This is a genomic window from Mesorhizobium sp. PUT5, assembly GCF_052216645.1.
Taxonomy (GTDB): domain Bacteria; phylum Pseudomonadota; class Alphaproteobacteria; order Rhizobiales; family Rhizobiaceae; genus Mesorhizobium.
The window spans coordinates 1-24656 of sequence record NZ_JBQOSO010000004.1 but is presented as its reverse complement, the minus strand read 5'-3'; the positions used below and the strand labels follow the sequence as shown (position 1 = coordinate 24656).

General features: G+C 60.7%; 24 protein-coding genes and 2 pseudogenes. 12 read left to right on the top strand and 14 right to left on the bottom strand.

All coding sequences use genetic code 11. The annotated features are described in order from the left end of the window. Positions 1-5: 5 nt before the first annotated feature. Genes virB10 through ACTDI4_RS22515 form a run of 12 tightly spaced genes read right to left on the bottom strand, consistent with a single transcriptional unit; the run spans position 6 to position 9089 of the window. Positions 6-1178, bottom strand: a complete 1173-nt coding sequence (gene virB10 / locus ACTDI4_RS22570) for a type IV secretion system protein VirB10 (protein WP_442843459.1) — start codon at positions 1176-1178, stop codon at positions 6-8. A gap of 10 nt (positions 1179-1188) precedes the next feature. Next, on the bottom strand, positions 1189-2022 hold the full coding sequence (gene virB9 / locus ACTDI4_RS22565) for a P-type conjugative transfer protein VirB9 (protein ID WP_442843458.1): 834 nt from the start codon (positions 2020-2022) through the stop codon (positions 1189-1191). A gap of 20 nt (positions 2023-2042) precedes the next feature. Further along, the gene (locus ACTDI4_RS22560; RefSeq protein WP_442843457.1) at positions 2043-2714 is read right to left on the bottom strand and encodes a virB8 family protein; all 672 of its coding nucleotides are present in this window, start codon (positions 2712-2714) and stop codon (positions 2043-2045) included. A gap of 5 nt (positions 2715-2719) precedes the next feature. Continuing rightward, complete coding sequence (locus ACTDI4_RS22555) at positions 2720-2986, bottom strand: type IV secretion system protein VirB7 (protein ID WP_442843456.1); 267 nt, start codon at positions 2984-2986, stop codon at positions 2720-2722. A 51-nt stretch (positions 2987-3037) separates the two neighbouring features. Further along, the gene (locus ACTDI4_RS22550; RefSeq protein WP_442843455.1) at positions 3038-3934 is read right to left on the bottom strand and encodes a type IV secretion system protein; all 897 of its coding nucleotides are present in this window, start codon (positions 3932-3934) and stop codon (positions 3038-3040) included. 4 nt (positions 3935-3938) lie between these two features. Beyond that, positions 3939-4175: an EexN family lipoprotein gene (locus tag ACTDI4_RS22545; protein WP_442843454.1), complete on the bottom strand. Its 237-nt coding sequence runs from the start codon at positions 4173-4175 to the stop codon at positions 3939-3941. Continuing rightward, a complete protein-coding gene (gene virB5 / locus ACTDI4_RS22540; protein WP_442843453.1) occupies positions 4172-4870 on the bottom strand; it encodes a P-type DNA transfer protein VirB5 in 699 nt (232 codons plus the stop codon). Before virB5 ends, ACTDI4_RS22545 begins: the two co-directional genes overlap by 4 nt. Beyond that, positions 4870-7251, bottom strand: a complete 2382-nt coding sequence (locus tag ACTDI4_RS22535; protein WP_442843452.1) for a VirB4 family type IV secretion/conjugal transfer ATPase — start codon at positions 7249-7251, stop codon at positions 4870-4872. Before ACTDI4_RS22535 ends, virB5 begins: the two co-directional genes overlap by 1 nt. Further along, entirely contained in the window at positions 7244-7582 is a 339-nt protein-coding gene (locus ACTDI4_RS22530) for a type IV secretion system protein VirB3 (protein ID WP_442843451.1), read from the bottom strand. Before ACTDI4_RS22530 ends, ACTDI4_RS22535 begins: the two co-directional genes overlap by 8 nt. 3 nt (positions 7583-7585) lie before the next feature. Then, positions 7586-7885 carry a TrbC/VirB2 family protein gene (locus tag ACTDI4_RS22525; RefSeq protein ID WP_429098165.1) on the bottom strand — a complete coding sequence of 100 codons (300 nt, stop codon included), beginning with the start codon at positions 7883-7885 and terminating at the stop codon, positions 7586-7588. A gap of 7 nt (positions 7886-7892) precedes the next feature. Next, positions 7893-8567, bottom strand: coding sequence for a lytic transglycosylase domain-containing protein (locus ACTDI4_RS22520; RefSeq protein ID WP_429098163.1), 675 nt, complete (start codon positions 8565-8567; stop codon positions 7893-7895). A 3-nt stretch (positions 8568-8570) separates the two neighbouring features. Beyond that, on the bottom strand, positions 8571-9089 hold the full coding sequence (locus tag ACTDI4_RS22515) for a hypothetical protein (protein WP_429098161.1): 519 nt from the start codon (positions 9087-9089) through the stop codon (positions 8571-8573). Positions 9090-9244: 155 nt separating this feature from the next. On the opposite strand from ACTDI4_RS22515, the gene ACTDI4_RS22510 reads away from it, so the two are divergent. The 6 genes and pseudogenes from ACTDI4_RS22510 (at position 9245) to repC (ACTDI4_RS22485) (ending at position 16230) form a co-directional block, all read left to right on the top strand. After that, positions 9245-9532 carry a MarR family transcriptional regulator gene (locus ACTDI4_RS22510; RefSeq protein WP_442843450.1) on the top strand — a complete coding sequence of 96 codons (288 nt, stop codon included), beginning with the start codon at positions 9245-9247 and terminating at the stop codon, positions 9530-9532. 156 nt (positions 9533-9688) lie between these two features. Continuing rightward, positions 9689-11428 carry a plasmid replication protein RepC gene (gene repC / locus ACTDI4_RS22505; protein ID WP_442843449.1) on the top strand — a complete coding sequence of 580 codons (1740 nt, stop codon included), beginning with the start codon at positions 9689-9691 and terminating at the stop codon, positions 11426-11428. Beyond that, positions 11428-12021: a hypothetical protein gene (locus tag ACTDI4_RS22500; protein ID WP_040457498.1), complete on the top strand. Its 594-nt coding sequence runs from the start codon at positions 11428-11430 to the stop codon at positions 12019-12021. The genes repC (ACTDI4_RS22505) and ACTDI4_RS22500 overlap by 1 nt, the downstream gene beginning before the upstream one ends. Positions 12022-12563: 542 nt before the next feature. Beyond that, the gene (repA, locus tag ACTDI4_RS22495; protein WP_157632963.1) at positions 12564-13727 is read left to right on the top strand and encodes a plasmid partitioning protein RepA; all 1164 of its coding nucleotides are present in this window, start codon (positions 12564-12566) and stop codon (positions 13725-13727) included. After that, entirely contained in the window at positions 13724-14740 is a 1017-nt protein-coding gene (gene repB / locus ACTDI4_RS22490) for a plasmid partitioning protein RepB (protein ID WP_198292932.1), read from the top strand. The genes repA and repB overlap by 4 nt, the downstream gene beginning before the upstream one ends. A 179-nt stretch (positions 14741-14919) precedes the next feature. Continuing rightward, a pseudogene (gene repC, locus ACTDI4_RS22485) lies at positions 14920-16230 on the top strand (plasmid replication protein RepC). A 40-nt stretch (positions 16231-16270) separates the two neighbouring features. Here repC (ACTDI4_RS22485) and ACTDI4_RS22480 read toward each other — a convergent pair. Next, positions 16271-17215: a recombinase family protein gene (locus ACTDI4_RS22480; RefSeq protein ID WP_040457499.1), complete on the bottom strand. Its 945-nt coding sequence runs from the start codon at positions 17213-17215 to the stop codon at positions 16271-16273. Between the two features lie 169 nt (positions 17216-17384). Here ACTDI4_RS22480 and ACTDI4_RS22475 point away from each other — a divergent pair, with 169 nt between their 5' ends. Genes ACTDI4_RS22475 through ACTDI4_RS22465 form a run of 3 tightly spaced genes read left to right on the top strand, consistent with a single transcriptional unit; the run spans position 17385 to position 19607 of the window. Further along, the gene (locus ACTDI4_RS22475) at positions 17385-18677 is read left to right on the top strand and encodes a hypothetical protein (RefSeq protein WP_442843448.1); all 1293 of its coding nucleotides are present in this window, start codon (positions 17385-17387) and stop codon (positions 18675-18677) included. A 4-nt stretch (positions 18678-18681) separates the two neighbouring features. Beyond that, positions 18682-19020, top strand: coding sequence for an antitoxin Xre/MbcA/ParS toxin-binding domain-containing protein (locus ACTDI4_RS22470; RefSeq protein WP_038655373.1), 339 nt, complete (start codon positions 18682-18684; stop codon positions 19018-19020). 8 nt (positions 19021-19028) lie between these two features. Further along, entirely contained in the window at positions 19029-19607 is a 579-nt protein-coding gene (locus ACTDI4_RS22465; RefSeq protein WP_442843447.1) for an RES family NAD+ phosphorylase, read from the top strand. A gap of 17 nt (positions 19608-19624) precedes the next feature. Here ACTDI4_RS22465 and ACTDI4_RS22460 read toward each other — a convergent pair. After that, positions 19625-20687: pseudogene (locus tag ACTDI4_RS22460) on the bottom strand (site-specific integrase). Between the two features lie 286 nt (positions 20688-20973). Here ACTDI4_RS22460 and ACTDI4_RS22455 point away from each other — a divergent pair. Genes ACTDI4_RS22455 through ACTDI4_RS22445 form a run of 3 tightly spaced genes read left to right on the top strand, consistent with a single transcriptional unit; the run spans position 20974 to position 24498 of the window. Next, entirely contained in the window at positions 20974-22590 is a 1617-nt protein-coding gene (locus ACTDI4_RS22455) for a Mu transposase C-terminal domain-containing protein (RefSeq protein WP_442843446.1), read from the top strand. After that, a complete protein-coding gene (locus ACTDI4_RS22450; protein WP_442843445.1) occupies positions 22583-23464 on the top strand; it encodes a TniB family NTP-binding protein in 882 nt (293 codons plus the stop codon). The genes ACTDI4_RS22455 and ACTDI4_RS22450 overlap by 8 nt, the downstream gene beginning before the upstream one ends. A 20-nt stretch (positions 23465-23484) precedes the next feature. Further along, positions 23485-24498 carry a TniQ family protein gene (locus tag ACTDI4_RS22445; RefSeq protein ID WP_442843512.1) on the top strand — a complete coding sequence of 338 codons (1014 nt, stop codon included), beginning with the start codon at positions 23485-23487 and terminating at the stop codon, positions 24496-24498. Positions 24499-24656: the final 158 nt, after the last annotated feature.

Here is a 24656-nt window from a genome sequence, read left to right as displayed (position 1 = left end):
CTGCCCTATTTCGTGATCAGATCGGATTTTGGGTAGAAGTCGCCCATCACGGCACGGTCGTAAATCGTATTGCGGGGTTCGGTAACCCGCAGGCCATAGATGCTTGAGAAATCGAGATCTCGCGCCACAAAGATCGAAACGAGCGACCCTTGGTGCTTCGTCAGGGTCGGCGGAATATTGATCGACTGTTCGACGGCGATCGCGGCGGCATCCTTGCCGGCGCTTGTCGTGCCCTGCGCTTGCACGTCGCTGCGCTGTAGTTCCTGACCGGCATAAGTAGCAATATCGCCAACCACAGACAGAAGCAGCGCGCTGCCGAAGCGCTCCCACCAGTGGGTGTCGACATAGCCATCGAATCCGGCGCGGCCGATCGCATCGGTTGCCGGCGAGGCCAATGTGATGATGACGCCCGTGGGCGTCTTGGCTCGGTTCCAGAGCACGAACAGCCGGCTTTGGCCGCGGCGCAGACCGCCGCGATACTCGCCGACGACCTGAGTGCCTTTCTCCATCAGCACGACCCGGCCGTTGTCCGAGAGAACGTCGCGGGTAATCACGCAGCTGGTGAATCCCGGCCGATCCGATGACAGCGCGGTTTCAAGCGCACAGGGAATCGAGGTCCCCATCGCGACGATGAAGTTGCGGTTGCCGAGATGTCCGGCCTTCGACCCTTCCAGGACAGTTGGCTTCAGCATCCGGTTGAAGCGCTGATCCTCGTTCTCTCCCTGCCCCCCTCCCCCCAGGAGGCCGTCGACTGGGACGAAGTTCGAATCTGTCGTCGCGCCGGCGTTGTTCGTAGGCCTGGCATTGTTTCCGGATTGACCGCCGCCAAACGCCATCACCGGCGCCCGTCTTGCCGCATCGAGTAGCTCATCGACCGGGGGCGTCTCCGCCGTCTCGACGGCCGGCGTCGGTAGTTTGATCTCCGGAACTGGCAGGGCCACGGGCTCGGGTTCGACCCGGGCCGGTTCGAACTCCGTCGTCTGACGGATCACCCCCGATCCCGGCTGCTCGACGTCCTCCTTCGGCCCCTGGCGCATTGACCACATGGCGAAACCCAAGAAGGCGACGACCGCCAGTACGACGGCGCCTCGCTTGAGCAAGGGATTGCTGTCAACCTTGCGCGCCGCCAAGGTCTGACCGCGTTCGCCGGGAATCGTTGTTTCTGGCGTATCTGTCATGGCGGCTCCCTTATTGTCCCGCTGCCGGAACCTTGACCACACGTTCGACCGAAGGCGAGGTCGTATTGGTTCCCGGGTTGACGCCGACCGGCGAATAGGCCTCGTTGAAGATGCAGAGCGTGTCCGATCCACGCCGCAGGATGAACTTTCGGCTGATAGCGTGGACGAGAACGAGATCGCCCTGAACCGTCTTCGGCACCAGGCTTTCCGTTCCATCCGAATTCTCGATGTAGATCGCGGGCATCTCCTGATTGCCGCTGAAGGCAAAGGTCGTCACCTTGCCATTATCGTAGACCGCCTGCGGTTCGATTGCGGCGGAGCCTTGCGCCGAATAACGCCAGTTGCGGGGGCCGTATTGTTCATGGATGCCGAGGACCTGATCGGCATAACCAGCCTCGGCCGCACGCTTCTTCGCCTCATCCTCGAGGCGGCGTCGCTCGGCTTCATCGGCCGGATAGCGGTACTTCACATAGAAATATGTGTTCTGCCCGGCATCGACCGAACCGTCGCGCACCACCAATTCCATCTGATAGCTGCGCTTGGAGCCGTCCCGCCGCGTCGTCACAACCGAGATGTTGGTGGCCGGCTGGTTCTCACGTGGTTTGAGGAACAAGATGTGGCCGGCCGGCGCGACTTCCCAGGCAACGGTATTGCCGAGTGCCACATGAGCGATTTCCTCGTCTGGCGCGAACTCCACCTGGACCGAAGAACGGATCGTGCCGACAATCCGGGTGATATTGTAGGGCTGGTAGCTGACGAAGCGCACGCGGTTGTCCTGCTGCGCGCTGGCCGGGATCTCCAGGGCCTGAACAGGAAATGCAGCCAGTGCCGCGATGACGGCCATGGCAAGGAACGATTGATTTCTCAATTCAAGGCCTCCGGATCGGCCCGGTACTCGCTCACCACGAACCCAAGCGGGTTCACCAACCGGTCGCTGGAGGATATTGGGGCATTGGCATAGGAATAGGTGATCGTTGCCACCCAATGGGTTGTGCGGACGTCTTCGCCGCGTGTGATTGTCCTGATGTAGCGGACGGAAACGACATTGCTGTTGATGAGCGAGATCGACTTGATCCCGATGCGGGAGGTTGCGGAGCGCCCATAGACGTTCTGCGGCGATTCCGGATTGCCGCCGCGATATGCGGCGGCGAAGCGCTGCTGCTCAGCCGCATTCGACATCAGCGAGGCGGTCCGGAAATTCTCCTCTGCTTCTGACCAGACATAGCCTTCGCGTGCCCGGACGTAGCGGGCGGCGAAATATTTGGTGACTTCCTCGTCATAGCTGCCGGGGGTCGATGCCATGGCCGACACGACGTCGACGATGCCGGTGGAATTGTCGACACGGATGACGAAGGGTTCGACCGTCTTGAGCGGCGTCAGCGCGACCACGGCGGCAACCGAGACGCAGGCCAGCACGCTGGCGACGATGGCGACGAACCAGGCCAGCCGTTTTGAGCGCTCGGCCGAGACCATCCGGTCCTGATCGAAGCGGCGCGCCTTGTCGAAATATTCCTTGAGACTGTCTGTCGTCACCATGCCCCCTACCCTGCCCGGCAAGCGGCGTGAGAGCCGGCTTCGTCGAAGTCGGCGAAGGCTACAGTCTCGACGGTTGGTTCATGCTCGGCGAAGGCCAAGGCGGTTCCGTTGCCGCTGGCGAGCGAAGATTGCTGGCGCGGATCGTCCTGTGCTTTTCCGGCTCGCCAGTCCCACATCGAACGATTAAGCGGCCGCTTCGCATAACCGTCGCATTTGGGCAGCGGGTAACTTAGCGTCGCGCAGCCGGAGAGGGCGGCCAGCAGCCCCATCATTGTTACAACTCGAACTATATGCACGCTGGAATACCCCTCATGGTGATGGCGTCAGGCTCCTCTGCCGGTCAGCCTGCGCCAACCCCAACCGATCGTTCTCGTGATAGTGCTTTGATGGGCATCTCGACCCGCAGCAAAGCCATAGGTGAGTGAGGCCCCTCCGCTCGCGAGCGCCGACGCGATGCCCGGCAGCTGATAAAAGACATAGAGGGAAGCAAGGCCGATGGCCCCGACGGCGATCGGCCGCATCAGGACGTCACTGTAGGCCTCGACGGTGGTGAACATGGTTGCGAAGCTGGTGACCAGCAGCGAGCCGACCGCGACCACGAGAACCTGCAAGATGACAAAGTTGGCGAGCTGTCCGATCCATGCCTCGGTGAAGCGGCGGGTCGACTGGAACATGGCCAGTGCGATGAAGATCGGCCCGATCGCGAGAATGATTGCAAGTGCAACCCGCGCGTAGAGCGACGCGACATAGCCGATCGAGGCAACAATGAACGTCACCACGATCACCACGAGACCGGCAAAGCCGGTTAGCGGGTCCACCGGCCAGGACGCCTGCGCCCAGATATCGTTGGCGGACTTCTGACCCTTGTCGAGCAGGCTGTCGAAGGTTGTGGCGCTTGGTGCGCCGCCGGTGTTCAGGGCTTCCGAAACTTCCCTGGGCAGAATCTCGAAAAAAACATTGGTCACATAGGTCTGGTATTCGCCGGCATTTCTGACCAGCATCAGAATGATGGCGAGCTTTATCGCCCGGAAGGCAAATTCCATGATCGGTTCCTGCACCGATCCGCGCAGGATCAGGAAACCGTAAAGGACCACGTAGAGGGTCAGCGCCGCCGTCAACGGCCCCGTCACCCACGCGCTGATCCCGCTCGTACCGGAACTGATGAAGTTCTGGAGCGGCGTCGTGAACTGGCGATCGAGGAAGTCGAAGACGGTGTACATGTCGCTATCCCCCCAGCGCCCTGTTCATGCGCTGGAGTCGGGCTTTGCCCTCAGCCTCTTCGGCATTGCGGCAATTGGGCGTCTGCCCGAGCTCACCGGGGTTCTCATGGCATTCTCCGATTTGATCAGCGCGCAGGCTCTCATCGGCGAGAAACTCGCTGACGGTGATGACCGTGGCCGGCGGGGGTTCCGAACACGCTGCCAGCAATGCCATCATGACGAGAGCCGCGACACGCTTCATTGCGACAGCGCCGTGTTCATCGTGTCGATGCGCTTGCGCCAGTCTTCTGCCTTGCGCTGATCCTCGACCTGGGCCTGCGCCTGCTGGACCATCTGGAGACCCTGCATGCGCAGGAGATCGGTCTGCAGGAAGGCACTTTCGGCCTGAATGCGCGCCTGAAGATCGGCGATATCCTTGGCATCGCTCGCCGAGGATATCTGCTGGCGCAACTGATCGATCCCATCGATGCGCTTGGTGGCGGCATCGTAAATCTGCTGCCCAAGGCTCATCTGACCGGCATTGCGGTTTTGGACGCGCGCCAGCTCCTGGGCATAGAAATCGTTCGCGGAGGTCTGGTAGGTCGAATTATCACCGAGGAATTTCGAGGCGGCTTCGCCGAACGCACCCGAGCCGTTGCCGCTGAGCAGGCTTTCGATCGCCGCAAAGTCTTGCGGTAAGGCCTTGCGTATTTCAGGCCGGTTCAGAAGCGAAGCAACATCGGCCATATTTGTCAGCTTGTTCAGCGATCCGAACAATTGCTCGGCTTGCGTGATCTGTTGATTGAGCGCATCGAGCTGTGACTTGAGCTGCGTGATGCTCTCGATGTGCTTCAGGATCGCGGTCTGATCGATCACGGGGATCCCTTGTGCGCCGGCGCCTCCGGTCGACAGGGCAAGGATGGCGACGGCGGCCATCATCGAACTGCGCATACACATCAGCCTGCACTCCTTTGCTGCTGGAAGAGAGGAAGCCAGGCTTCCGGGTCATCGCCGGCCTGCGCTCGGATTGTTTCTGCAAGCTCGACATTGGCAGTGCGGCCGGAGAGCACCGCGAGTTCGTCCTCGAAGCCGCTGAGATTGAGCTCGGCGACGACGCTGTTGTGGCCCTGCTTGACAATGAACCGCCGGCTCTCGTTTGAAAGCTCGCGCGCGATCAGCTCGTATTCCCGTTCGGTAAGTTTGAATCCGTCGACATAGTTGACGCGACTGCCGCGAGAGTTCGGCATGAATACCTGCGTTGGGCACTGCTCGATGATGGTGTGCGCGATAGGCGAATTGATCGCATCGCGCGGGCTTTGCGTGGCAAACAGCATGAGCCCGTTCTGTTTGCGAATGGTCTTGAGCTTGTTCTGGGCCAGGTCGCGAAAGCCCTCGTCGGCAAGCGCCTTCCAGAACTCATCGATGACGATGATGATGCGGCGCCCATCGATCAACTGCTCGACCCGGTGGAACAGATAGGCCATCAGCGGCGCACGGATCTCCTCGTTGTCGAGAAAATCGGTCATGTCGTAGCCTACGAACTTGCCACCCACTCCGAAGTCGCCGAGGCCAATGTCCTCGACGACGTTGTCGAACACCCAGCCCAACGGCCCTCCCCTCTCCCAGCGTCGCAACCGCGACGCGATGCCTTCTGGATCGGTGTTATTGAGAAACGTGCGCAGCGCGCCGATCGTGCGCCGTTCCGCCGGCAGATCGGCGAGCCCATCAATGGCATTTGCGATATCACGTGTCTCCGCGACGGAGAGTTCGCGCGTTTTCGACCCAACGAGTTTGGTCACCCATTGCGCCAGGAACACCTTGTTTTCCGGCGTCAGTTCCATGCCCTTAAGCGGGGCGCAACCAGTCGGCCGGCCATTCTTGAGCGGCAGATAGGTTCCGCCGGCCGCACGCACGAAGAGATCGGCGCCGCGGTCCTTGTCGAAGAACACAATATTGGCGTCGAACTTCTCGCCCTGCGACAGGAGGAAATTGAGGAGTACGGTTTTGCCCGAGCCGGATGGCCCGCCGATGAAGGTGTTGCCGAGATCGCCGTAGTGCAGATTGAAGTAGAGCGGCGACCCCGAGGCCGTCTTCAGCATGGCCACCGCCGGACCCCATTCATTGCCGTCGCGCTGACCGACCGGATAGGAATGGAAAGGTGAAAAGGCTGCGAAATTTTTCGAGGTGATCGCGCCGGACCGGACACGGTAGCGGAAATTGCCGGGAAGCTGCGCCCACCAGGCCGCTTCAAGCCCGAGGTCCTCGCGGGCGACGACGGCGCCGCCATTGGTCAGATGCGTCCGACTCTTGGCCAGATTGTCCGTCAATTCCCTTACCGAGTCGGCGAAGACTGTAAGCGTCAAATGATGGTCGCCCAGCACGAAGCGGTTCGATTCCAGATCGTCCAGCGCATCGTCGAGCTCCTCGAGCTGTGATCCGGCTTTGTCGCCGGCGCTGACCATCTGGTTTTGCTTGCGACCCATCACCGTCTTCGCGTCCGACTTCGACAGGAAGGAGAAGCTTTGGGTCAGGATCAGTTCATAGGGAACGGTGAGCAAGCCGTCGAACATGCCAGGTCGCGTGCGGGCCGGATATTCCTTGAAACCGAACATGCCGGCATAACGGCTCGATCCTTCGTGACGGATCTCGACCGTCTCGCGACCGACAATGACCCGATCGGAATAAATCGCGGATGAAACGCGGCCTGCGGTCAGAGGGACAGCTTCACGGCGCCCACCCACCAGCTGATGCAGCACTTCGCTCGGCTCAGAGAAGATCAGACCCTCGCGTTCCTGAAGGGTGAGGACGCGCGGGCCGAAACGCTTCAGGCCGGCTGTAACGTTGACGATCACGTCATCGAGGTGTTTGAGGGCATCCTCATCAAGCTCGACCCCGCCGCGCCGCGCCTTGCGCAATTTCGACAGGAACGCTGCCACCCGCTCGGCTGCGTCCTTGCCTGGGTGCCATACCAGGCTGAGATAGAGATCGTTGCGGAACAAGTCCTCGCCGATCATGCGGTTTCGGTACTTGTCGTTCAGCGCGCGCGAGAAGGCGTTTGAGAATTCGCCGTCAGGATACTCATTGTCGCGTCGCCGAACGACATGCGTCCACAGCGCCAGCCGCTCATCCGCGATGTTGCGGTAGAGCGTGTTGAGGTCCCGGTGCAGGGCGTTAAGGTCGAGCGTGTCAGCCGTCTCGAAAGACACGCCTTCGAGCGCGATAACCACCATGAGGGCACGGGAGTCGAGTGCGAGCATCCGTTCGTCGATGTGGCGGACGTAGGGGATGAAGGTCTCGGGTTCGAGCTCACGGCTTCTGACGGTAGCGGTACTAGGCAAGGCCGAGGTCCCTTTCGTCATAGCGCCGAACGAGCTTCATCGGGGTGAGACTCGATCCGCCCCAGAACCCGCTGTTGCGAGTTCTGCCCCGCGTCTCCACCCAGCCGAGCAGCACGCGGAACATATTGTGGTCGTGCTTGACGATCGCCTTGAAGATGACGTGGAACACCAGGCCGACGAGCGCGTAGGCCACCGATCCCGCGACGATGAAGAGGATCGTCGTGAAGATCATATTGATCCCCATCGCCTCCATCGTCACGCCGCCGATCATCGCCGGCCTGGTGCAGGCGAGAAACAGCGTGTCTTCCACAAGGGCAATCCGCTCGGTCACGCACTAGCCTCCTGAGATCATGTTGACGATCTCGGTCGCACCGAAGATGATTCCGATGCCAAGCACGACAAAGGCCGCCTTGCGTAGATCGAGGTAGCCGAACATCCATGCGATGCCGACAATGATCACGGCGATGATAGCCAGCAGTCTCGCGACATTGCCGGTAAGCATGTTGACGATATTCTGCAGCACACTTTCGATCCCGCCCGCCTGGGCGAAGCTAGGCTCGACCAAGGTCAGGGAAAATACCGCCGCTATCGCTGCGGTCGCCGCGTACGGCCTTATGCGAGCCGATAGGTTCATAGGCGCATTACTCCTTTTGCTCGTTGGAAAAGACGAGGACGGAGGATTGCCGCCCCGAACTGTAGACATCCCATCGCGGCACTGAAGCCTGGGATTGCTGCTGGCTCTTCCCGGCCGGACCGCTGTCGACCGTGGCGGCAGACGACTCCCCTGCCCTTTCGCGCGCCGGCAACGCCTCCGCTTGCGCCTCGATAATCTCGATGCTGTCGAGACGGTCGGACAGCCGCGCGCGCTCGGCCAGAACCCGGCTGTCGTAGCCGACCATTTCGCCGACCGAGGCGTCACCATTGCCGAAATAGCTCCGCAGCATGACGGCTTCGGCTTGTGCCGTCGTCGCGCCACCTTGGAGAGCTATTTGGTAGTAACCGTCAAGTAGCGACGCGCTGGCCTTGATGTTGAGGCAGAAGTCGAATGTGTCGCTGACGGAAAGGCCAAGCCGACCGAGATTACCGGAATTGATCCCGGCAAGTCCGAGGTCGATATCGTGACCCTCGGCGATCAGGATCGTCGCCGTCTCGATTGCCTCGGCTCGGGTCTTGGGTTGCTCGGCGAGCGGATGATCTGTGTTGATACGGATTGCAAAGGGCTGGAACCCGCTTTCGACGCTCACGACAGCCGCAATTGTTTCCGAGGCGACCTGCGGAGCGCAGTTTTGAGCGAGAGCGAGGAAGGCAACCGGCATGGGCTAGAACCACACGCGCTGGCGGCCGGCGCCATCGATAGTAACGTCGACATACCTCGGCTGCTCGCGCACATGAGGACGTTGGGTGACCAGTGCCTTGCAGACCCGCTTGCCGTCTTCGAAATGCCAGCGTCCCGAGGCGCCGCCATTGTCGCGATCGCTGCACATGGCGCTGTCGACGACCTTGGGTTCGGTGGAGACGCAGCCGACGTCATTTCTGCGATCTCCCGAACGTGTGACCAGCCGGAACCCGGCGTCACAATAGTACGGCTCATAACGCGGCTTCGTCGCTGTGAAGCCAACGCCGCTGCAAATCGGGAACGATCGCCCCTTCGCGAGATGCGACCAAAGCCGTTCGATCGGCGGGCGGCACTCGGTGTACTGCGTTGCGCCACCGGGGTTCGAAAGGCATAGGAGAACCTGGCAGCCCCAATCATCTGCTCGCGCAATGGAGGACGAAAACGTGTACAATGGAACGCAGAGTAAAACGGCAGAAAGTGCCCGAATGACCGCATTTTTCATGCCCAAACTCCCGTTTTTCTCTCCATTGGCCCGCCGTCCGTGAGGCTTCACCACCTTGTCATACTGCACGATAACGAATAGATAAGAAGATGCCAAGCCCATTAAACCAACGCTGGCACAACACGGTTTTTGCGACCTTGGCTACGCACGAGATCATGTCGAAGCCCCTGCCCGACGAGACGCCGAATTCGCGTCTGCGCCAGCTCGGCATGATGAATCTCCTGTACACTCTGCAAAAGGCAGATACGGCGCTGACCATCACGAACGTGACGGAAGTCACTGGAATGACAAGGAAAGCGGCGCAAGAGGCAATTGATCCGCTGGTCGTGCGAGGGCTTTTGAAAGAGTCCTGGGGGCGCACGTCGATCGGGCGCGGCAAGGCCCGCCAGTATGAGATCGCGCCGGAAATCTTCGAGAAGCTTCAGGGCGTTTACGGCTCCTGATCCCGTGCTGAGTGGCTTCTCTCGTCTGAAAAAGACTTCCATTACGTGGTGAAAACGCACAGTATTGCTTGCGCTAAAGCGCGCAAGCATACTTCGCGCAGCGACTCACCTGCTCTCACGGGCAGACTGATTCGTTTCGCGTAGACAAACCGTGTGATGGAGAAGCTATACGGCAAAAAAGGAACGGCCCCGGAAGTTGACGCTTCCAAGGCCGGTTCACTGAAGATCGAAATTCTTTGCTGGGGCTCTTTGGCGAGAACCGCAACCTGTGACGGGACGAATAATCGCAAAAGCCCAAATTTGTGTCAAGGCAAAACGCCACTTCGGCGAACGATCCTGCTTGCCGTTTCGGGAGGTACCGAAATGAGCACTACTGAAGAATTTGCATCGGCCGAAGGATTGAAACCAGTGCCCGGTGTTCGTCGGATCACGCCTGCCGGCCTGGCAGCGCACCGGGCAGCTCGGGACTATGCTGGCGATCGGACACTTGCCGTGAAGCGGATCGAGGCACTGCAGTTGGCCAAGCGCGCAGCCGCCGCGTTGGGACTGAAGGCGGCGAAGATTGCGATGATAGACAAACTGTTCGGCTATTCGCCTGCGGCGGACTGGACCAGCAAGGACTCCAGCCCGATCGTTTGGCCTTCCAACGAGGCCCTCGCGCGGCAACTCGGGTTATCCATCTCTACTGCCCGGCATCATTTGCGCGGGCTCGCCGCGGCAGGACTTATCGCCCATGCATCGCACCCCACCTACCAGCGTCGTGGTGTTCGGGACGACCAAGGCAAGATCGTAGAGGCATTTGGGATCGACCTATCGCCGATCATCATGCGTTATGACGAACTCCTCGAAATAGCCCTTGCCTATGAGCAGGAAGGACGCGAGCGCCGAACGCTCTCGTATCAGCGTACACAGATCCGCAGAGAGATTGAGGCTGTCCTGGTGGCGGCCCAACGCGATAGGCTCGTGGGCAACTGGCAACACTTCCACGCGCAGCTGGATAGGCTGCGGGAATGTGTTCCGAGTGACGTGGGGCAATTTCGCGGGTTAGTCGAAGCATTGACCATTCTCCGAGAGGACGTTGAAGAGGCCTACGAAAGAGCGTCCCAACGCTCAAATTTCGACACCGCGGTGGCGAGTTTTCGTCAGGTACAAGCTACAGCGGATCTTCCCTTTGTAGAAGATAGTAGAGCATCGCCCCCTGCCGAAACGGACAAAATCATTGCCAGCGTCCCACCCCGCCCCACCCAACGGACTTCCGGAAGAAGAATGGAAGAAGCGCCACCGGCCGCCGGAAGAGATGGCAGGCCGGCGTTGAGTCCGGCTGACGACATCGGAAATGTATCGCTCGGACTGGTGCAAACCGCCTGCCCTTCCCTTCAAAAGCATGTCCCCGAGATCTTCGACAGTTGGACAGCGCTGCGATCGTCGGGCCGCCGACTGTGTGCCGCGGCCACAATCAATACGCAGGTATGGACCGAGGCGGAAAACTATCTCGGACCGGACGCGGCGATCGCCGCGCTTGCTGTCACTGTGCAGCGTGCAGACGATGGTCAGGTCGCCAACCCCGGCGCGTACCTCCGGAGACTCATTCAGCGAGGCAGAAGCGGGCAGTTACGAATTAGCAGGTCTTTGTTTGCGCTTGCCGGCGCCAGGGGCGGCGGCGTTCCAAATCATTCCTCGGGTCCTGTAGCTCCCTATCGCGGCTTTCCTTTGGAACGCATCAACTGGTCCGGCTGGGCGGACTTGGTGCGTGAGCATGCGCCTAAACCGACGCCTGATGTCGAGAGCGTGGCGGATGCCTTCCGGTCCTGGTGCCGCAAGGGAAATATCGATCTCGCCCAACCGAGCATCGAGAAGGCATTTATCGGATTCTGCAAGAAGTGGCGGAGGCGCTGATGAAGGCGCCGACGAGATACGTGGAGAGCCGAGCCCGCCGCTCTCCCCCGGCGATCTATGCCATTGGCTTTGCTTTGCGCTTGTTAGCCGCCGGTGTGGGTGTTGCGCATGGGCTGCCGGAGACGCTTACAGGCAAAGTGCAAATCTACGACGGCGTCACATTCGACTTAATTCAGGACGGTGGGCGGTATCGCATGGCAACCCGAATCCGCCTGGAAGCGGTCGATTCCTGCGAGCTCCGGCAGAAAGCGCGCCTTGGAAATGTGGACTGGCCATGTGGCGCAGTGGGAACCGCGTGGCTCGCATCCCGGACATTGGCCAAGGATGTCGAGTGCCGGCCAACCCGTGTTATTCGAGGAGGAGGGTACCATGCCCAGTGCTACGTCAATGGATTGGATATAGCAGCTTTGGGCCTGGAGGAGGGGATGTACGTCGTGGCGGTGCCACAAGGCGAGCAGCCACCTGCGGGCTACCCGGAGTTGGAAGCGAGGGCGAAGGCCGCAGGTGTGGGTATTTGGTCAAGCGAATTCATGAAACCTGCCGACTGGCGTCGCGCCTATGGCACCTACAATCCCTTGGCTCCGCAACGATGACCGCGAGCCGACGGAGCGGATGGTGAGTGGCAGAGTTGCCATGTGGCAACTGCGTGATTTGCATCCTTCACGTTGGTCAAGGAGGTTGAAGCCGACCGGTGCGTTTTCTCTCGGGTTAAGCTATCGTGCGCCGGGCTTCTCGATGGAACGCTTGTCGGAGCTTAGCCTGGGCTGCAGTCCATCTGGTGGCAGACAAGAGCAAAGGAGTCGCCGCCGGGCTGCTTGAAATTGAGGCGACGGAGAAGGCCGCGAGCGGGAAGACGGTTGAAAGAATTGTCCGGCACCGAGCGAATGACCGTGCCAACCTCTAGCTCCGCACTGATTAGCGTGAGCAGGTCGTAGGACAGGTCGCAATCCGAATTGCCATGTGGCAACGGCAGGCGATGTCATAGACGTAAATTTCCATTAACCTTAAACTCCTTGCATATTTACCCGACTCGGGGCAATTCTACCTACGAAAAATCGGCGTAGTTGGAACAGACCCCGTAGTTATGGAAAAAGCTCGTAGCACAAAAACCCTCGCTCAGGGAACAAAGCCGCTGATGACGGACGTCATTGCCGGCGATGGCGCCGCATTGTCAGCCGAGTTGCTGGCGATGCGTGAGGCTCTCTTTCCACCAGTATCGAAGAAGACGCTTCGCTCTTTTTCGTCCGTAGAGACCGCGAAGCTCATTGGCATCGCTGATGCATATTTGCGTCAACTTTCGATTGGCGGAAAGGGCCCGCAGCCGTCGATCGGCGCAGGCGGTCGCCGGTCGTATACCCTTGACCAGATCAATGAACTGCGAGCGGTCCTTGAGGAGGGCTCAAAGGGAAAGCGGTATGTACCGCACCGAAAGGGTGAAGAGCACTGCCAGGTAATGGCAGTGGTAAATTTTAAGGGCGGATCCGGGAAGACGACAACGGCCGCGCACCTTGCTCAATATCTCGCATTACAAGGGTACCGGGTACTCGCGGTCGACCTTGATCCGCAAGCCTCGTTCACGGCGCTGCATGGCTATCAACCCGAATACGATATTCAGCCGAACGAGACGATGTACGCAGCCGTGCGATATGATGACGAACGCCGCCCTCTCAGGGAAGTCATTCGCAAGACCTACATTCCAGGGCTTGATATAATCCCCGGAAATCTCGAGCTCATGGAGTACGAGCACGACACGCCGCGCGCTCTTGCGGAGCGCGATGCCGAGCCCTTTTTCGGACGGGTGGCTACGGCTTTGGGCACTGTCGCTGATGACTACGACGTCATGATCCTTGATTGCCCTCCGCAGTTGGGTTTTCTCACACTTGGCGCCCTCTGCGCCGCGACCGGACTTCTCATCACGGTCCATCCGCAAATGCTGGATGTAATGTCGATGTGCCAGTTTCTCTTGATGGCAGCCGACATACTCCGTGTGGTGCAGGGTTCGGGCGGTGATCTCGAGTACGACTTCATACGCTACATAGTGACGCGCTTCGAGCCGGCGGATGCGCCGCAGACTCAGATGGTGGCATTCATGAGGTCACTTTTTCGAGAGCGAGTGTTGAATAGCACGATGGTCAAATCCACCGCTATTTCCGACGCGGGCCTTTCGAAGCAGACCCTCTATGAAGTTGGAAAAGAGAACTTTGCCAAGCAAACCTATGATCGGGCGATGGAGTCTCTCGATTCCGTGAATGACGAAATCGACCGGTTGATGCAACAGGCATGGGGGAGGGCGACGTGAGCCGGAAGGACACCCTCAAGGCGATGCTGACACGCCGATCGGAGGAGTTGCCACATGGCAACTCGGAGCCAACTCCACTCACGCCACAGCCGCCGCATCCCGTTCCGCATGTCCAGTCGGGCGCGGTTGGTGCGATGGGAAGGTCGCTTGGCCAAATAGCATCTGCGGCAGAGCGCGCGAAAGCGTTAGTCGCTTCCGGTGCCGCTGTCGTTGAAATACCGGCTGATAAGCTCGCTGGTTCGTTCGCCCCAGATCGCCTAGACGATGAGGGCGCGGACTTTATGGTGCTCTATCAGGCGATAAAGGAGTCGGGGCAGAAAAGCCCCATCCTGGTTCGGCCTCATCCAGACAACCCCGACACATACCAGATCGCGTATGGCCACCGGCGAGCGAAGATTCTCGCAAAGCTCGGTCGGCCGGTCCGCGCCGTGGTTCAAAATCTCACAAACGAAGAACTCGTCGTTATCCAGGGGCAGGAAAACTCTGCCCGAAAGGATCTCAGCTACATCGAGCGTGGGCTCTTCGCGCTGACGCTCGAGGAGCAAGGTTTTGACAGAAGCGTGATTATGTCGGCTTTGAGCATGGAGAAAACGCAACTATCGCGACTTCTCTCGCTCACCAAGTCGATTCCCAGGAGTGTGATCACCGCAATCGGTCCGGCGCCGAAGGCAGGGCGGCCGCGGTGGAACGCTCTCGCCGAGCGGCTTGCCGCTCAGAAAAATCAAAGCCGTATAGATGCTGCGGTGAACGATCCGAAGTTTCTGGAGGCGGACACGGATCAGCGCTTTGTACGGGTTTTCAACGCTCTCGCCCCGAAGAAGACAGCTGGCCCCTCCAAGAGATCGGTTGTGACTGCGGCGAGCGGCCAAAAGATTGCGACCGTTGAACGGACGCCTAAATCGGTTGCCGTTGTGGTCGGTATCGAGGGCTCAATGGAATTCGGGGAGTTCGTGGCAGCCCGCCTGCTCGACCTTTACCAACAATTCGAAAGCGAAAAGGAGAAGACCGACTAAGCAGAACGTAAAACGTATAGGCCGCAAAAGAAAAAGGCCCCCGAAACCGTCATCCGGAAGCCCTTCTCTGTCATGTGGTAGCCAGAGAATCGCATTTCCGGAATCGCAGTCAAGGCCTTTCGGCGATGAATGTCAGTTCGGCGAGCAGATTTCTTTTGCCTAGCGATAGGTGAAGGACAATGCAGACGCATATTTCAACGACGCCCTTCGGGCGGCGAACGATGACGCTTGGCCAGATTGCAAGCCAGGCGGCCGCGAAGGCGATGCCGAAGGAGGCTACCGCTAATAAATGGCGGGTGTTCGAGGACATCCGTAAAGCCCGTGAACTGCTTGGTGCGACGGACCGTTCTCTGGCGATCCTTAACGCCTTGCTGTCATTCCACAGAGAAACGCAGCTCTCGGCCGAAGGTGAGCTTATCGTCTGGCCATCCAACGAGCAGCTTATCAACCGTGCTAACGGGATTTCGCCGGCGACGCTCCGGCGGCATCTATCCGTTCTGGTCGAATGTGGATTGATCATCCGGAGAGACAGCCCGAACGGCAAGCGCTTCGCCCGTCGGAGCAGGGCAGGGGAGATCGAGCAGGCCTATGGTTTCGATCTGTCGCCGATCGTCGCCCGTGCAGCAGAGTTTCAGGGATCTGGCAGAGGCCGTCCAAGCCGAGAAGAAGGCATTCCGCGTCGCCCGGGAGCGCCTGACGCTGCTACGGCGCGATATCGTCAAGATGATCGATGCCGGGATCGAGGAGGGAGTGCCAGGGAACTGGGGCAGGGTGCTTCAGACCTATCAGGGCATCATCTTCAGGCTTCCCCGCACGGCCTCGAGGCAGCTCACCGAAGACATTTGCGCCGAGCTTCATCATTTGCATGTTGAAGTCCAGGATGTGTTGGAATCCTTCGCAAAAACACAAAATCTGAACGCCAATGAGTCTCATGCTGAACGCCACATACAGAATTCAAACCCAGAATCCATTTCTGAATCTGAATATAGCTTTCGAGAAAAGAAAGAAGCGAGCGGCAGCGTTGCGAAAACCGACAACGTACGGAACCTGCCGAAGACGAGATCTGCCATTGAGTATCGTGCTGGATGCCTGCCCGACCTGCGAGATGCGGCCCATGCGGCGAAATCCGCCACTGGCGCGATTTTCTGGCGGCAGCGGAGCTGGTGCGAACGATGCTGGGGGTCAGTCCGAGCGCTTGGGCAGAGGCCGGCGAGGCCATGGGCGAGGTTCAGGCGGCGATTGCGCTTGCAGCGATCTATCAACGGGCGGACCAGATCAACAGCGCCGGCGGATATCTGCGTAGCTTGACCGAAAAGGCGAGAGACGGGAAATTTTCGACCTGGCCGATGGTGATGGCCCTGCTCCGGGCCAAGCTGGATGAGAGCAAGCGGCGGCAGTCAGAAGCCGAGGCCAACGCCGGCGGAGCACCGCGACTTGAGGTCTCGGAATCGCTCGTGAAAAGTCTGCAGAAGTTAAAGCCGCTGCCATGACGCGCTCGTTTGGTGTTTCTCACGATCAGGGCAATGGCCGTCACCGACCAGGCAGGTCAAGGAGCTCGCTCGTCAGCAGTCCAGAGCGCCGGGCGCGGTCGAGCAGGTTTTTCACCGACGATGGAGACCACTTTGCTCCGCCGCGTGGTGTGCGCTCGTGAAGTTTCTCGAGCTGCGCACCAATGTCCCGGAGCGTCAAAGCCGGGTTCGAGGCGTGGATACCTGTGACCAGCGTCATCAGCCGGTCCTCCGGGAGGCGAGGCGGCGATTTCCGAAGCAGGGCGGGATCTGCCATGTGCTCGGTAACCAGCCATCTCACGGCACGACGAAGCCGCTCGGGGGTCCAGTCGTGCCCTCTTTGCTTCAGTACACGTGCAATGTCATCCCAAGTATGGTCCGGTCGCATGCGCTTCACAGTCGGAAGCCACTGGTTGGCAGTTGCCTGGATGCGTGCGCCGTAAGCTGCCTTCTGGGCGGCTGTCATCATGGCGAGCGTCTCCGGCCGGCGTTCGCGGATTCCGGGATTGCCGGAGAGCTTTCCCCTCGCCTTCGCCGCCCTTATGCCGGCCCTCGTGCGTTCGGAAATCAAGGAGCGCTCCAGCTGCGCCACGGCGCCGAGCACTTGGAGAGAAAACATGCCCTGCGGCGTCGTGGTGTCGATCGGATCTCGCAGGGAGCGAAAATGCACCCCTCTTTCCGTCAGGCCCTCGATTACCTCGAGCAAATGGCTGACGGAGCGCGCCAGCCGGTCGATCCGGACGACAAGGAGGGTGTCGCCAGCGCTCACGTCGCGCAGCAGCTTGCTGAGAGCCGGCCGGACCCGCGATACCCCCGAGCCATGCTCCTGAACGATCACATCGCAGCCGGCGGCGCGCAGTTCGATTTCCTGCGCTTCCGTCGCTTGTTCATCCGTAGACACGCGCGCATAGCCGATCAGGCGGCCCTGTGGTCGACGAGAAGCTTGTTTTTGCGTCTCAAAAGCCATTTGGAGCGCCTCCGAGCCGCCCGTCGTTCCGTTTTCCAAACATAGAAGATACGGATAAACGATCGAATGTGGACGCATCTGAAGTGCATAGAACCGCTCCAAGTTGCATAATGATTTCACAGCTTGACAAATATGAAATCAAAACGTAAGTAGCAGCAGGAGCACAAAGATGAGCGAGAACGTCGTCTACCTGCATGGCCAGCCGAAACCGGTCGGCCACTTTTTGCGCGTTGGAACCAGCGGTCACCGACAACTCGAGACCCTGTTGGGTTCGGGAAAAATGATGGTGGATCGGGTCGTGGTCGAAGCCTCCGCGGCGCTGAGGCAACATGATCTCCTGACGGCGCTCACCGAGGTCGGCGGCGAACTTATCCTGGATACCAATGTGGCCGAGCTTTCGTCGATTGGCCGATTTGGTGGAGCGGCCAAGTCTGCGCCTTGGGCAAATCCTTTGAGCGTTCTGACGCCCGACGATCTGCGACCAAACGCCAACCGGGACGTCATCGGCCAGATAGCCCGCTTTGCGGTCAAACAGGGCTTTCATGCCGTACAGGCACCTGCACATGTCCTTGAGGGCTCGACAGACCAGCTTTTTGCCCTCGACTGCGAGGCCGCCGCCGCTCTGCGCTGGGCGCTCGATGCGGAAGGAGGCAAGCACATCGGCATCGACTACCCGCTGATGATCAAGAATTCATCTCTTCGCGATCCTGCTCAGCGACGGGCGTTCATATCCGCGTTGAAGAACGTGCCGTTTGACAATCTGTGGTTCCGGGTCTCGGGCTTCGGCGCGGACGCCACGCCAATGGGATTGCGGCGGTACATAGCAGCCATGATGGACTTTCACAGGCTGGAAGTTCCCCTTGTCGCTGATGGGGTCGGTGGTCTTGTGGGTGTCGCCATTGCGGCTTTCGGTGCCGCCGGCGGGATTTGTCATGGCGTCGCCGAGAAGGAACGCTTCGATACTAGCGACTGGGCGAAGCCGCCCCAGACTGGCGGCGGAGGACGCGAGAAGCGGGTTCTGATCGGTGGCCTGGATCGCCTTCTCAGCGTGAAGCAGGTCGAGGCGCTGATGGCGGCGCAGGGGGCCAAACCCCTGCTGAGCTGCCACGATCGGTCGTGCTGCCCAAATGGACTGAGCGACACGTTGAAAGATCCGAAGGCGCATTATCTGCGCCAGCGCGCTCGCCAGATCCGAGAACTGTCGGCGGTCCCCGACGCGCGACGTCCGCAGCATTTTCTTGAAAAGGAGCTGGCTGCGGCGGAACGGGTCGCGCGGTCGGCCGCGAAGCTCAAGGTATCGGACGAAGGCTTGTCGGAGGTGCTGCAGCGCAGTAGCGACCGGCTGGAAAAGATGCATGCGGTGCTGGAGTCCTTGAACGGCACGATTGCCGGCCAGCCAAGGGCACCCGTTCCACCGCGGCGGCAAGGGAGGGGTGCGAGCGTAGCGTCGCACCGCAGGTAACAACATGAGCACAGCTGTAGCACGAATTCTGGACGATCTTCGGTCTCGGGGAGGCCTGCAGGGAAAGGACATCGCCAACATTGTCGATGTATCGACCGCGACTGTGTCGCGGTGGTCGCACGGCAACGGCTCCCCAAATCTTCGAACTCAGACGGTGATTGCCGATCTGCGGTACGTTGTTGACCGCCTCTCTGACTTTTATACGGCCGATGAAACTCGGCTTTGGCTGCATTCGCGCCATCCCCTTCTCAACAACGAGCGCGCGATTGATCTCATCAATGCGGATCGTACCCAGGAAGTCCTGGCGGTGATCGAACGCCTCGATGCCGGCGCTTACATCTGAGGCGACGCGTGGAGCGAAGGGCGCGAGATCTTGAACTGCTTGACCTGCTTGACACGCACAAGGGCGTGTCATTCGAGGGGGATGTCTGGCGCATTGTCCGCGAGGAGCGCGAGCCGCTGCTGGGCTATCCGGCTGGGGCTCGTTGGGATCCAGGTTCGTTCGACGTGCTCTACACCTCGCTGGAGCGGGAGGGCTCACTCGAGGAGATTCACTTTCATTTAAGCCGTCAACCGGTCTTTCCGTCCAAAATTCGATCGGTCCTGCATCGGATCTCGGTTCGCACCCAACGGACGCTTCGAATTGCCAACCTGGCCGAGCTGAAGACACTTGGGATAACGCCGGAGACCTATGGGTCGCTCTCCTATCAGCGCACGCAGGAAATTGGGGATGCCGCCGCCTTCCTCGGATTCGATGGCATCCTGGCGCCAAGCGCGCGATGGCCATGTCAAAACCTTGTTCTCTTTACCGAGCACTTCACACCGGCGGATCTTAGTATCGTCAGCTCGGAGCCGGTCGATTGGGACGACTGGAGGAAGCGAAGAAATACCGAGCGACAGCACCGCGACGGCAAATCCGGATCTCAGTAGGGCAGGGGAGGGGGCTTTCAGAGCCCGGAGGCTTTTGTCAGATTGACGCGGAAGCGATCGCGGCGGCGCTGATATTTTCGCGTCATCTCGGCGCTGGCGTGGCCGAGCTGCTTTTGGACGTAGCGCTCATCGACCTCGGCCGAGGAGGCTAGGCCAGACCGCAATGAGTGGCCGGAAACATTTTTTCCACGCGCGCCCTCCGGCAGATCCCCGCGCACGCCGGCGGCCAGGGCCGTCCGCTTGACCAGGCGGGCGACCTCCTGGTCGTTGAGCCGATCGGCGCCGACCGCCTTGCCTTGCCCTGTCACCCGGCGGAACAAGCGGGCCGTGGCCGATGCGGCCGAGCTTGAGCCATGTCTCCAGTGTGACGACCGGGCAGGTGGCGTCGGAAGAACCGCGGCCGATCTCGACCTCACGCCAGCCGGTCTTGCCGCGCAACGTCACCAGCATGCCCTTTTCCAGGATTTCCACCCAACCGAGCCATCCTCAGTCTGGTCGCGGCCGACGTCCAGCCCGACGATCTCGGAACGACGCAAGCCGCCGGCGAAGCCGAGCAACAGCATGGCGCGGTCGCGCAGGCCGCGTAAGGTGCCGCGATCGAGCGTTTCCAGCATGGCGATCAGATCTTCGGGCAACACCGCTTCCTTCTAACGAGGAGGGGAGGCGTGCTTGTTCCGAATGCCAGCCATCACCGTGGCGATATGCCTGTCCTTGCGGTCAAGTGGCTGGCCGCGCTGGGAATAATTCCAGTCAGCGACGACATCGGCGCTCGATGGTAGACACGGACTTTCTTCTTCCCCGGTCGCCGTGCCGGATGCGATCGCGGTGATGTAAAGACCAACACTCTGCGGATCGGGCGGAACCATGTTAAGCCCTGGCGCCGACACCAGCTGGAAAATGCTTCCAGTCGGAGGCATAGGCGCGGCGTGTGTTGGCCGAGCTCGCCGCCTCGACATAATCGCGGGCGCGAGCCCGCGAGTTGAGATGTGCCGGGAGGCGGGAACCCGAAATGGCCGGAAGGGGAGGGGAGGGAGCTTGGACTTCCGCCGCGGGTTCTTCCGATGCGCGACTCATCTCCATGACGACGTCGATGATGTCGGGAAGATCGTCTGCCGTATCCTGCGCCGTAGTGTCGTCCTGCGCCGTAGTGTCGGCCGACAGCCGCTCATCCGAAACATCATTCCTCGGCCCCGTGCTGTGGGACGGTCCGGTGTCGGATTGCTGGGGTTTTTGAGATAGCCATTCATTTAATTTCAATGGGTTATCCGTGTCGTAATTATGAGACCGATTCAGGGTAAATGAGACTGGACGCGGTACTGAGTCGGCATTCCTGAGACCAACTTGCAGCCAAACGACGAGGCTGTCCATGTCCGATCAGAGCGAGAACGAGCAGCGCTGGCGGGAGGCGCGAAGGCGCGCCGAAATCCTCGCCAGGCTTCCTGATCGGCCGGGCGAGGCAGAGGTCCAGAGTGCCATCGGCTCGCTTGGGATCAGCCGCGCGACCCTGTTTCGTTGGCTGAAGCGGTTTCGGCAGGACGATCGGACCAGCACGCTGCTGCCGCGCCGGCGTGGCCCGAATGCGGGCATGCAGCCCTTGGATCCGGCGGTCCTTGTCATTGTCGAGGGTCATTTCGAGAAGCTCTATGCAACGCGTCGCAAGCCGACGCTGAGCCGTTTCCAGCGGGAGGTGGCGGCAGATTGTCGTGCTGCGGGGCTGCAACAGCTATCGATCCGTCGCCTTGGCCGGTGGCTTGAGACGAAAAATCAGGCCGATCTGATGCGGCGGCGGGAGGGCGCTGGCAAATCCGAGCCGGTGTTCCTGGCAACGCCAGGTGGACTGGAGGCGCCCGCTCCACTCGACATCGTGCAGATCGACCACACCAGGGTCGACGTTACAGTGGTCGATCCGGCGACGCGGTTGCCGATCGGCCGGCCGACGCTGACCTTGGCGATCGATGTCAACACGCGGATGGCGATGGGTTTCTATCTGTCGTTGGAGGCGCCGTCGCTGACGGCCGTGGCGTTGTGCCTGATCCATTGCGTGATCGACAAGACGGCATGGCTGGCGGCACGGGGTATCGCCGCTGATTGGCCGGCTTTTGGCATCCCCAGGACTATCCATGTCGACAACGGCGCGGAATTTCATGCGCGGGCCTTCGAGCGCGCCTGCGCCGAGCACCGTATCGATCTCGTCTACCGCCCTCCAGGCACGCCGCGTTTCGGTGGCCACATCGAAAGGTTGATCGGGACGATGATGGGCGCGGTTCATCTCATCCCGGGCTCGCACTTCTCGAACATCCGCGACCGCGGCGACCTCGACCCGGAAGCGGAGGCGGTGATGACGCTCAGGGAGTTGGAGACCTATCTCGCGCTCGAGATCGTCGGCGCCTATCACGCGCGCATCCACAAGGCGCTGGATCTGCCGCCTGCGGCCGCGTGGAATACGCGCATTGCCGATGTCATGGTGCGCAAGCCATCGGATCCGCGACGGTTCCTGATTGATTTCCTGCCCAGCGAAGAGCGCACCCTGCAACGCGACGGGCTGCATCTGTTTCACATCCGCTACTGGTCGGACGAACTGCGCTGGCTGATGGGCCACGACCGGCAACGGCTGACCATCAAATACGACCCGCGTGACCTGTCTTGCGTGTTTGTCGCGACAGGGGAGGGATATCTGGAGGCGCGCCCGGCCGACCGGACCCGACCGCCGATTGCCCTATGGGAGCAACGCGCGGCGCGCCGTGCGCTGCGGGCAGAGGGGCGCAAAGCGCTCGATGAAGAGCTGATCTTTTCGACGATTCTCGCCCAGCGCGCCCTGGTCGACGAGGCGACGCGCGCGACCAGAGCCATGCGGCGGGATAGTGCGCGGCGAGAGCACCTTGGCGGCGGCAAGATGATCGACGTGACGCCGGAGACAGCATCGGTTGGAGACGACAAGCCCTTGCAGCTGCCCTATTTCGCGGTGGAGGAATGGGATGACTGACGAGTTCGAGCACCTTTTCCCCGCCAGCCGGACGATTGCGGCACTCAGCGCCGAGGAACGCATCCGCAGGATCCGTGCCGATCGATGGATCAACTATCCCCGCGCCGAGCAGGCCTTGGCAAAGCTGGAGGCCTTGCTGACCTTTCCGCAGCGCGCCCGCATGCCCAACCTGCTCATCGTCGGCGCCAGCGGCATGGGCAAGACCATGATCGTCGAGAAGTTTGCTCGTGACCACCCCTCGCATTTCGACAAGGCGACGGGACGGATGCACATGCCGGTGATTGTCGTGCAGATGGTGGCAGGCCCCGACGAAGCGCGCTTTTACAAACGATTGCTGGCGGCGATCGGTGCTCCGGAGCCGCCTCGGGCGACGCTATCGGTGCTGGAAAGCCTGACGTTGCGCTTGCTTTCGGAAATCCGCCCGGGCCTGCTCGTCATCGACGAGGTGCACAGCCTCCAGGCTGGGACGGTGCGCGAGCAGACGCGCTTCCTCAACCTGCTGCGCTTTCTCGGCAATGAGCTCAGGATCCCGCTCGTCTGCGTCGGCACGCAGCAGGCGCGCAACGCCCTTCGCACCGACGATCAGCTGGTGCGCCGCTTCGAGGCTTTTGCCTTGCCGCCGTGGCAGAACGATGAGGATTTTGGCGGTCTGATCGGCAGTCTGCAGCGGACCTTGCCGCTGCGTCGGCCGAGCGAAATCGGCGACCGCATGCTGAAGAGATTGGTGGAGGTGACGGGCGGCATCTCCGCCCACGTGTTTTCGCTGATGGGCATGCTCGCCATTGCGGCGATCGAAAGTGGCGAGGAGAGGATTGTCGCGACCGATGTCGCCGATACGCGCAATGTTCTGGCGCTCCTGGGCGAGCCAGTATGAGCACGGCGTCAGCCTTGAACGTGCTGCCGGTCGTGCTGAAGCCTGAGCCCGATGAGCGTTTGTCGGGCTGGCTAGGCCGTCTGGCACAGCTCTACGGTATGCCGATCGATGCGTTTCTGGAATGCTGTGGCCTGCCTCGCGGCGAGGTCAACGACCTCGAATGGCGGCTCGGGGGAGGGGAGGGGGCTTTGCTGGCCGCCCGTACCGGCTTGGCGGTCGACGAGTTGAGAGCCATGACTTTCGCAGATATCTTGCCAAATGCGCGTTTGATGGTGGCCCGCGGCAGCCGCTATGCGTGCCCGCTTTGTCCAGGCGGCATTCAACGCAAGACCACGGCGCTTCCCTGGAGCTTTTGGTGCCCAGTGCATGGCGTTCGGTTGACGACAAGGGGCGTGAGAGCGCTGGAGAGGCTGTCAGAGACGCAGTTGATGATGCTCGATCTCAATGCGCGCGCCGGGGCCTTGCGCCTGGCGAACTGGGCACGCGGAAGGGATGAGGGGTTGCCTTCCGTCCCGCAATTGCTGGACGTCCTGACGGCACGGCACCGCAGATCCTCGCCGCCATCGCTGGCCGAGCAGCCTCGGCTGTCACTGGAAGCGCGCAGGGCCAACCATGATTTCCTTACACGGCCGATCGCCAGGCAGACGCTGCTGGTGGTCGTTCCCGAATATGATCGCGTCGCGCCCGTTCTTGCCAAGCCGGTGCGCGCCGGCTTGTTTTCCCTCGCGCAGGGCTCATTGTTGCAGAATTATGCCCTTGCCGTGGGCATTGGGAGACTGTCGGTCGATCCGGTCGGCTACAGCGCCGCCGTGCTGCTGGCCAGCGACCGGGAAGGCGAGGAACGGCTGAGGGGAGCATTGCGGGCATGGCCACTCACGTTGCGCAGACGCATCTATGTACGGCTCCGGCGTCTTCGCAGTGCCCGAAGCGGCACTTCGTCAGGCGCCGAACGTACCGGTTCGGGCCGGAAGCGCGGGCAGTCTCAAAAACTCCGATTCATCCAGTCTCACAATTATGCGCCGGGAATCTCATAATTGTGCGCGAGATTTCCGCCCAGTGCCCGGGGTCTCACGAATTTCGCTTATCCGACATAGTCTCACGAAAACCGATTCAAAAAGGCGGCGAATCTCACGAAATCCGGTCAGCTGACACTGCTCGACGTTTTCGGCCATTCTCAATATAAAGAGCAATA

Excerpts from the sequence above, each read along its gene's own strand:
- ACTDI4_RS22515 (WP_429098161.1), bottom strand. The coding sequence starts at position 9,089 with ATGAAAAATGCGGTCATTCGGGCACTTTCTGCCGTTTTACTCTGCGTT.
- ACTDI4_RS22525 (WP_429098165.1), bottom strand. The coding sequence starts at position 7,885 with ATGAACCTATCGGCTCGCATAAGGCCGTACGCGGCGACCGCAGCGATA.
- ACTDI4_RS22555 (WP_442843456.1), bottom strand. The coding sequence starts at position 2,986 with ATGATGGGGCTGCTGGCCGCCCTCTCCGGCTGCGCGACGCTAAGTTAC.
- ACTDI4_RS22455 (WP_442843446.1), top strand. The coding sequence starts at position 20,974 with ATGTCCGATCAGAGCGAGAACGAGCAGCGCTGGCGGGAGGCGCGAAGG.
- repC (WP_442843449.1), top strand. The coding sequence starts at position 9,689 with ATGGAGAAGCTATACGGCAAAAAAGGAACGGCCCCGGAAGTTGACGCT.
- ACTDI4_RS22510 (WP_442843450.1), top strand. The coding sequence starts at position 9,245 with ATGTCGAAGCCCCTGCCCGACGAGACGCCGAATTCGCGTCTGCGCCAG.
- ACTDI4_RS22475 (WP_442843448.1), top strand. The coding sequence starts at position 17,385 with ATGAGCGAGAACGTCGTCTACCTGCATGGCCAGCCGAAACCGGTCGGC.
- ACTDI4_RS22470 (WP_038655373.1), top strand. The coding sequence starts at position 18,682 with ATGAGCACAGCTGTAGCACGAATTCTGGACGATCTTCGGTCTCGGGGA.
- ACTDI4_RS22545 (WP_442843454.1), bottom strand. The coding sequence starts at position 4,175 with ATGAAGCGTGTCGCGGCTCTCGTCATGATGGCATTGCTGGCAGCGTGT.
- ACTDI4_RS22450 (WP_442843445.1), top strand. The coding sequence starts at position 22,583 with ATGACTGACGAGTTCGAGCACCTTTTCCCCGCCAGCCGGACGATTGCG.
- virB9 (WP_442843458.1), bottom strand. The coding sequence starts at position 2,022 with ATGGCCGTCATCGCGGCACTGGCTGCATTTCCTGTTCAGGCCCTGGAG.
- ACTDI4_RS22480 (WP_040457499.1), bottom strand. The coding sequence starts at position 17,215 with ATGGCTTTTGAGACGCAAAAACAAGCTTCTCGTCGACCACAGGGCCGC.
- ACTDI4_RS22500 (WP_040457498.1), top strand. The coding sequence starts at position 11,428 with ATGAAGGCGCCGACGAGATACGTGGAGAGCCGAGCCCGCCGCTCTCCC.
- ACTDI4_RS22520 (WP_429098163.1), bottom strand. The coding sequence starts at position 8,567 with ATGCCGGTTGCCTTCCTCGCTCTCGCTCAAAACTGCGCTCCGCAGGTC.
- ACTDI4_RS22550 (WP_442843455.1), bottom strand. The coding sequence starts at position 3,934 with ATGTACACCGTCTTCGACTTCCTCGATCGCCAGTTCACGACGCCGCTC.
- repA (WP_157632963.1), top strand. The coding sequence starts at position 12,564 with ATGACGGACGTCATTGCCGGCGATGGCGCCGCATTGTCAGCCGAGTTG.
- virB5 (WP_442843453.1), bottom strand. The coding sequence starts at position 4,870 with ATGTGTATGCGCAGTTCGATGATGGCCGCCGTCGCCATCCTTGCCCTG.
- ACTDI4_RS22560 (WP_442843457.1), bottom strand. The coding sequence starts at position 2,714 with ATGGTGACGACAGACAGTCTCAAGGAATATTTCGACAAGGCGCGCCGC.
- virB10 (WP_442843459.1), bottom strand. The coding sequence starts at position 1,178 with ATGACAGATACGCCAGAAACAACGATTCCCGGCGAACGCGGTCAGACC.